General features: G+C 70.0%; 6 protein-coding genes. 3 read left to right on the forward strand and 3 right to left on the reverse strand.

Translation table 11 applies throughout. From position 1 onward, the window contains the following. The first annotated feature begins 428 nt into the window (after positions 1-428). Positions 429-899: a TrkA C-terminal domain-containing protein gene (locus tag ABZ883_RS41535; protein WP_360916999.1), complete on the forward strand. Its 471-nt coding sequence runs from the start codon at positions 429-431 to the stop codon at positions 897-899. Between the two features lie 2 nt (positions 900-901). Next, positions 902-2,152: a cation:proton antiporter gene (locus ABZ883_RS41540; RefSeq protein WP_360917003.1), complete on the forward strand. Its 1,251-nt coding sequence runs from the start codon at positions 902-904 to the stop codon at positions 2,150-2,152. 382 nt (positions 2,153-2,534) lie between these two features. Here the strand turns inward: ABZ883_RS41540 and ABZ883_RS41545 are convergent, their stop codons facing one another. From ABZ883_RS41545 to ABZ883_RS41555, 3 genes are all read right to left on the reverse strand, one after another. After that, entirely contained in the window at positions 2,535-3,167 is a 633-nt protein-coding gene (locus ABZ883_RS41545; protein ID WP_360917010.1) for a hypothetical protein, read from the reverse strand. Positions 3,168-4,559: 1,392 nt separating this feature from the next. After that, positions 4,560-4,724, reverse strand: coding sequence for a hypothetical protein (locus ABZ883_RS41550; protein WP_360917013.1), 165 nt, complete (start codon positions 4,722-4,724; stop codon positions 4,560-4,562). Positions 4,725-5,889: 1,165 nt separating this feature from the next. Beyond that, entirely contained in the window at positions 5,890-6,888 is a 999-nt protein-coding gene (locus ABZ883_RS41555; RefSeq protein ID WP_360917016.1) for an NADP-dependent oxidoreductase, read from the reverse strand. A gap of 110 nt (positions 6,889-6,998) precedes the next feature. Here ABZ883_RS41555 and ABZ883_RS41560 point away from each other — a divergent pair, with 110 nt between their 5' ends. Next, a complete protein-coding gene (locus ABZ883_RS41560) occupies positions 6,999-7,376 on the forward strand; it encodes a MerR family transcriptional regulator (protein ID WP_360917019.1) in 378 nt (125 codons plus the stop codon). Positions 7,377-7,695 lie beyond the last annotated feature (319 nt).

The raw sequence follows: 7,695 nt of genomic DNA on the forward strand, positions 1-7,695 counted from the left end.
CGGTGACGTATGTGATGTTGCGCACCACTTGGTGTTGAGCATGGCTGCTGTGAAGTCACGCATCACTAGGTCCAGCCCAGGCGGGCTACCCTTCGGCTCCGTCGCCATGGGGGGACGGGGTGTTCGACGAGGCCAGGTCATCGCCGGGCAGGCCGCTCTACCCGGCAGGCTATGCGGGGTCATATTCTCAGTACCCTGCCCAATCAGGCGTCATGGACGATCAGGTCATGTCTATCCGCCTTTGAGGAAGAAGGTTGCCGGATCTCTGGGGTCCGGGAATGGATCAGCTGAAGCGTAATGATAGGGTAAAATGCGCTGGTGGCCAGGCCTGCTGCAGTGTTACCCGTGTCGTGGGTTCGGGACGTCGAGGGCTGTGCCACCCGCCCGGCCATGCAGCGACACCATGGGACACCCCCTGGGAGGAAAGAGTGGGAACTCGGCGGACGACCCTTCCCGGCGTCGGAACGCAGTACGACGTCACCACCCGCGCGGGACGGCACCTGTCGGTGGTGGTCCACCAGGACGGCAGGCGCTTCCTGGGCTTCTACGGCGCCGAGGACCCCGATTCGTGCCAGATGTCGATACCACTGGAGGGCGACGAGGCCGCCGTGCTGGCCCGGCTCCTCGACCCCACCCCGCTGGAGGCCGTGCACACCGACGGGATCGGCCTCGTCACCGAGCAGATCCCGGTGAACTTGCGTTCCCCGTACGCCGGGCGACTGCTCGGCGACACCCGCGCGCGGACCCGCACCGGCGCGTCCATCGTCGCCGTCATGCGCAGGACGAGCGCCCACCCCTCCCCGGGGCCGGACTTCCGGTTGGCGATCGGCGACACACTGGTCGTCGTCGGCACCCGCGAGGGCGTGGACGCGCTCGCCGCGATCGTGGCGGGGGAGTGAGGATGCACGACACCACCGAACTCCTCATCGAACTCGGCGCCGTCATCCTCGGACTGGGGCTCATCGGGCGCTTCGCCGGACGCCTCGGGCTCTCGCCCATACCCCTGTACCTGCTGGCGGGACTCGCGTTCGGGCACGGCGGCCTGCTGCCGCTGGACGCCAGCGAGGACTTCACCGCCGTGGGCGCCGAGATCGGGGTGATCCTGCTCCTGCTGCTGCTCGGCCTGGAGTACAGCGCCTCCGAACTGGTCACCAGCCTGCGCACGCAGTACCCCTCGGGCCTGGTCGACTTCGCCCTCAACGCCGTGCCCGGGGCCGCCGCGGCGCTGCTGCTGGGCTGGGGCCCCGTGGCGGCCGTCGCGCTCGCCGGCGTCACCTGGATCTCCTCCTCGGGCGTCATCGCCAAGGTACTGACCGACCTCGGACGGCTCGGCAACCGCGAGACCCCCGTCATCCTCGGCGTCCTCGTCATCGAGGACCTGGCCATGGCGGTCTACCTCCCGCTGCTCACCACCCTGCTCGCCGGCATCGGCCTGGCGGCCGGCGGACTGGCCCTCGCCATCGCCATGGGCACCGTGGGCGCGGTGCTGTTCCTGGCACTGCGCCACGGACGCCTGCTGAGCAAGGCGGTCTCCTCGGAGAACCCGGAGATGCTGCTGCTCGTCGTCTTCGGACTGGCCCTGGTCGTCGCGGGGTTCGCGCAGAAGCTCCAGGTCTCCGCCGCCGTCGGCGCGTTCCTCGTGGGCATCGCGCTGTCCGGGGAGGCGGCCGAGGGCGCCAGCCGGCTGCTGATGCCGCTGCGCGACCTGTTCGCGGCCGTCTTCTTCGTGTTCTTCGGCCTGTCCACCGACCCGTCCGCCATCCCGCCGGTGCTGCTGCCGGCGCTCGCGCTGGCCGCCGTGACCACGGTCACCAAGATCATGACGGGCTGGTACGCGGCGCGCCGGGCCGGCATCCACACGCGGGGCCGCCTGCGGGCCGGCGGCACGCTCGTGGCCCGTGGCGAGTTCTCGATCGTCATCGCGGGACTGGCCGTCGCCAGTCAGCCCCGGATCGGCCCGCTGGCCACCGCGTACGTCCTGATCCTGGTCATCGCCGGTCCCCTGGCCGCCCGTTGGACCGAGCCCGCCGTCAGCGCGCTGCGGGCCGTGTTCCGCCGCGTGCCGTCCACCGAGGCCGAGGCGGGCGGGCCGATGGCGGTCGAGGAACTGCCGGACGCGTCCCCGGCGGGAGCCCCGCGCTCATCGGGCTGACGGTCTCAGGCGGACCTGCAACCCGCAATTCCAAGAACCGCCCCGACAATCCAAAAGTCCAAAAAAAGGCGCCCAATCGACGCAACGACGGCATGACATTTGCCGCGCCGACGGTTCGCGACCGTGTTGGCTGCGGTGCAGGTAGCGAGGCTGTCGGCTCCACCTGCACCGCGGGTGCCGGGCTGCGCGGTCAGAGGAAGCGGGTACTGATCGTGGCCAGGGGTGTGAAGCCGCTCCAGCAGGGGGTGTCGAGTCGCAGGGTGCCGGTGCCGCCCGTGCCGCGTCGCAGCAGGCAGCACCGCGGCTCGACTTCAAGAAGGCGCCGTTGGGGTCGACGTCGGTTCCCACGACGGATGCTCCGGGGAATGTCTGGGCTCCGACGTTAAAGTGCGTCGTAGGGGCAGCCGGGGCCGGAGGTGTAGCAGGGAGAGGTCTGACCGATCGGGTTGGCCCCGAAGTGAGTGGTGTTGTAGGCGACGGTCCAGATGACCTGCCGGGGCAGCTTCGCCGAGCCGGGGAAGTCGAAGGTGACGGTCTGGGCGATGCCGTTGTTGCAGCTACGGCTGAGGAGGTCGTACCACTTGCCGGCGTTCGCGCCGGCGCAGTGGGTGGCGTCGGCCGAGGGCCGGTACTGGAGCCGGGCGGTCTGCGTGCGGGTTGCGAGCAGGGCGCCGGGCTTCGGCGTCCCGGTCGAATTGTCCACCGCGTAGACGTTCACCGTCAGGGGGTGCGTGAAGGTCGAGCCACGGCCCGACACGCAGTTGTTGGTGTTCCAGCGCCCGCTCTGGCAAGCCCAGCTGGACATCACGACCCCCACGGAGTCCAGGACGCTGGGGCGGATGATGATGCCGGGGGCCAGGTTCACTTCGTCGCTGAGCTCACTCGTCGCGGTCGCCTCGAAGCCCTGACTGGGGACGTTTGGGGGCAGGAGCAGCGAGATGGAGGAGTACGCGGGCAGGCCGATCGCCTTGGACCCGGGCTCGTCGGACGAGGCCGTGGATGTTCCTGCCGGCATGCCCACCAGGGGAAGCGCGAGGCACAACGCTCCCAGGCCGATGCGGAGGCGCGTGCCCCCTGGGGTGGCTGCTGAGGCGGCCAGTGTTCTTGACGCCGCGTCGTATTCGCAACACGACTCTCCTGCAGCATTGTGCGGACGGGAAGTTGAGCGCAGCAAAAAACGCGCGGACGGTGATGATCCGGTTATCCGTCCCAGCGATGTCCCCTGCACCGCCGCGTACCTCTGTACGGGAGCAGCGCCGGGTGGGCGCGCGCGAGCTGCCGCCGGCCAGGCTGATTCCAGGGGAACTGGCTGAAATCAACAGATGATTCGGTGCCGGGAAGCGCTCGTCTTGATCGTCAGCCACCCCGGTGGGCGCTGCAACCGGTGTGAGCCATTCGCAAGGGTGGTCTGCCGCGGTGGCTGCAGACGCACAGGCCGCTGCACCCGGGGACGTCACAGGGCCTGCGCACCGATCCGGCCGCCCCGGCGCCCCGCAGATTCCTCAGAGGGACGTCCCCTGGGCCGTCGTCCGGTCGCTGTCGTGCCGTTCCAGCGCGGATCCGGCCCGTCGGGGCCGTAGTTGCGGGCAAGGGGACACAGGGTCCATCTCTGGCGGGCGCATTCACCGCAGCGCTGATGCCTGCTATGTTTGATCCCGCCTTGGCCGCCCTCGGCAGCAGGTCCGGCCTCGTGTTTGCGCGTGACAAGGCCACAGCACGGAAGGCCGCGGTGCGGTGCTCTGGTGCTGCCTCGACGGACCGTGCGGGCGAGGGCCTGCCCATGGCGATAAGGGTTCGGCGGTGGCCCCTGTTGACTGAGATCAGGGTGGCCCGGCCCCGCCGCAGCCGCATTACGGGAGGGGCGCAGGAGTGGCAGGCGTCCCCGCCGAGGGCATCGGGCCGCGGGGCGCAACCGCGCCGGTTCGGCATTTCCCGGTACAGGCGACCTGCTCGGGTCCTGGCGCCGGAAGCCCTCGGGCGCTGCGTCGTAGGGTGGGCACGTCGACGCGGATGGGGCGGGAGGCGCACACGCCGCCCGAGTGGAGCCAGGTGCCGGGGCCGGTCGCAGGACGCCCCAGCAGGATGCTGTACTGGTCGTCGGCGACCACGGCGCTGCAGCCCGCCAGGGGGGTGCTGGCGCACATCCACCACAGCAGGTTCTGGTGGTTGTGTCCGGCGAAGGCGGTGCTGCGTTTCCACGTGCACAGGTCCGTCGCGGGCGCCGCCTTTCTGGCGTGCGGCTTTGCCAGGCCTGGGATCCGTCCTTGGGCCAGGTGCTGGAGAAGCTCTGGAGGCTCTTGTACCCGAGCGGTGCGGTGGCCTGTGTGCCGGTCAGCAGCTCGTCCGGTTTGATCGGCGACACGCATGTCAGTGGATAAGGCGGATCCACCGGCCCGATGACGCCACGTCAGATGTGGTTTGAGCAGCTGGGACGTGGCACTTCCTTGCCTTCCTCGATCCACTGGCGCAGGACGGCGCAGTAGATCGGCGGGTCGGTGCTGTCCCAGTATCCGCCGGGCTGAGGAGCGAGGTCGGCGGTGAGGAGCGGGGGCAGGGCTGCGGTGTCCTCCATACCCCCCTCAACGGTCCTCGAACAGATCGGGTGGTGGTCCGTGACGAGGTCCTGGGCCGCGGTGTGCGAGGCATGAAGGGTGAGCCCACGACCTGCGGTCCTGTCTGCCCGGTCTCTCGTACGTTCCCTGGCTCTCCAGCGTAGTGAGGCGGTGGCGGGAGATCGGTGGACGGTCCGTCCCGTCGTGGGTCAGCCGCTGCCCGGAGCCGGACAGCGGCTGACCCGGGCAAGCCCTCTACTGCCCCATGGGCAAGCCGTCTCTTGCTGCGGCGTGCCTGGCTGGCAGCGCTGGGCAGGATTGAGCCGGGTCAGCACCCGTTGCCAGCCCTCGCAGCTACCCCAAACGGCGGCGCGTCAGCACCGGCATGGGCCTGCCCCGCGCCACTCGAACAGTTCGGGGGTTGGGTCAGGTCCGCGGTGTCCGCGGCGGGGCCTGCACGTTGCAGGAACTCCAGCCGATCAATTGGGTTACAGGTGATGGAGAAGTCCGTGTCGTCGATGCGGATGCTGCGGCACCCGTCTCTGTCGGCGGGTACCCGATCGCGCGGCATTCCACCTGGCCACGATGACCCCGGCCGGATGGAGCGCATCCTGGAAGCGCGGTCCTGTTCATCCCAGCCGGGTTCCGCGCCGGCCGGGGCCGCGTGTACGAGCGGTCCGGCGTAGTCCCGGGTCTCCGCACAGGGCGGCGCCGGACGATGTTACCCGAGAGGCGGCGATCGGCGGGCGCCTGCCAGCGAGGCTGGGCAGGGTGGGGAGCCGCAGGCGAGGGTAAGCCCCCTTCCATCGCCGGCCGTGACAGAGCCCCGTCGCCGGGCGCGGCAGGGGCTCTGTCACTGTCTGCTGTAGCCTGCCGCCGGAGGTGGCCGCATTCTGGTGGTGCCGTTCCGGCCAGCGCGGAATCAGGGTCCTCTGGGCGGGGCCCACTATCGGCGACGTCCGGCGTGCGCGCCTCCAAGATCGAGAGCAAGTTTGGCAGAACCCGCTGACAGCCGGTGGCGTCGTCTCTCCGGCCCTGTGCCCATCAGATGTTGCTGCATCAGCAGGCTCAAGAGTGGCCCGGTCTGGCCGCCTGCTACGACAAGACCGCCACCGTCTACCTCGCCGCTATCTTCATCTGGTCAGCCAGATGATTTGAACGAAACGCCCTGTACGTGGCTGACTCTCAATGCGGCATGGTCAGCACGATGCGGCCCTGGGCCGTGCCTGAGATCAGCAAACGGGTGGCTTCCTCCGCCTGCTCGAACGGGAAGAGCGAACCGAGGAAGGGAGTGAGCGCCCCGTCTTCGGCCAATCGGCCGATGCGGCGCAGCTTGGCGTTCTCTCCCGCATAGTTTGTCACCAAGGTCGCCTCCAGACGGATTCCCCGGCCGGGCGAGCGCGGGGCGTAGCCGAAGGGATTGCGCGCCGAACCGGTGTCCGGGTCGCCGTTCCAGTAACGGAGCGTCGCCATGCTGCCACCGTCGCGGACTGCGGCGACAGCCGCGGCGTTGAGTCCCGCCGTGTCGGCGAGTCCGTCGGCGCCATCCGGCAGCAGGGCTCGCACCTGCTCGGCCATGGCATCGCTCCGTTCGACCACGTGGTCGGCGCCGAGGGCCTGCAACCGGTCGGCGGAGCCGGGCAAGCCGTGTGCGACGACCGTCAGTCCGTCGGTTTTGGCAAGTTGCACGATGTATCCGCCGACCACGCCCGCGGCCCCGGTCACGACCAGGGTGTCCCCGGCGGAGAGGCCGAGCAGGTCGAGGGTCATGCGGGCGGTGAGCCCGCCCATGGGCAGGGTCGCGGCTGCATCGAAGTCGAGGCCGGCCGGTTTGGGGGCCACTTGCGCGGCGGGGACCACCAGATACTCCGCGTGGGCACCGAAGGTGCCAATTCCCGGCACGCCGGGCGAAGTGAACGCCATCACCTCGTCTCCGGCCCGGAAGGGCGTGTCCTCTCCTGCTTCCTCGACCACCCCGGCTGCTTCATACCCCGGAACGGTGGGGAAGTCGGGCGTGGTACCGGGCGGCTGGAACCAGCCCAGGCGTATGGCGTCGTCCGGCGCACTCAGCCCGGCCGCACGGACGCGGATGCGCACCTGGCCCGGGAGCGGCCTCTCGTCCGGCAGATCGAGCAGTTCCAGGACGTCTGGGGGGCCGAAGGAACGGAAACCGACGGCTTTCATAGGGGGCACCTTGCTCTCTGGAGTCGGCCGGCCGTGCGCCGGCTCCTGCGAGCGTTGCATCATGACACCAGTGAGAGGTCAAATACCGGGACCGCGGAGAGGTGGACACCATGCGCATCGGAGAGCTGTCGCGCCGCACCGGCGTCCCGGTGCGACTGCTGCGGTACTACGAGGAGCAGCGCCTCTTGGCGGCGGACCGTGACGCCCGGGGGCACCGGGACTACGCGGCGTCCGCCGTCCTGCGGGTCCACCAGATCAGGGGCCTGCTCGACTCGGGACTGCGGACGTCGCTCATCGAACAGGTGCTGCCCCAGCTGGACGGCAGCCCCGACAGGCAGATGCGGCCAACGGACGTGCCGGCAGAGCTTGCGGATGTCCTGCGGGACGAACGCGACCGGCTGCAGCAGCGCATCGACGAACTCACCCGGCACCGCGACGCTCTCGATGCCTTCGTGACGGCGATTCCCCCGGAGCGCACCACCAGGTGAACACGGCACGGGGGCATGGCCAGTTCTTCCTGGGGCGGGCAGCCGACAACGGAGTCCCTGCATGGGGAGGGGATGACAGACGGACGCCTGGTGGGGGAGGGTCACCGACTGTGCCGTGCGTGGGGCGGCGTGCGCTGCGGCGCGGAGGTTCCGCCGGGGACGGTACTGCAGGGTCCTGCCCGGCTTGCGGGTGGCCGTTTCGGCTCGCCGTGTCGGCGTACACGCCGTGGTGTCCGGGCAGGGCCCGGACACCACGGCGGCAAGCTCCGCCCGGCTTCGTCAGCCAGTCCTACTGGCCTGTGCCGTGGGCGCGTTCGGA

Source organism: Streptomyces sp. NPDC046977 (assembly GCF_040644455.1).
Lineage (GTDB): Bacteria > Actinomycetota > Actinomycetes > Streptomycetales > Streptomycetaceae > Actinacidiphila.

Coding starts and splice junctions, on each gene's coding strand:
- ABZ883_RS41540 (WP_360917003.1), top strand. CDS start 902: ATGCACGACACCACCGAACTCCTCATCGAACTCGGCGCCGTCATCCTC.
- ABZ883_RS41545 (WP_360917010.1), bottom strand. CDS start 3,167: ATGCCGGCAGGAACATCCACGGCCTCGTCCGACGAGCCCGGGTCCAAG.
- ABZ883_RS41550 (WP_360917013.1), bottom strand. CDS start 4,724: ATGGAGGACACCGCAGCCCTGCCCCCGCTCCTCACCGCCGACCTCGCT.
- ABZ883_RS41555 (WP_360917016.1), bottom strand. CDS start 6,888: ATGAAAGCCGTCGGTTTCCGTTCCTTCGGCCCCCCAGACGTCCTGGAA.
- ABZ883_RS41560 (WP_360917019.1), top strand. CDS start 6,999: ATGCGCATCGGAGAGCTGTCGCGCCGCACCGGCGTCCCGGTGCGACTG.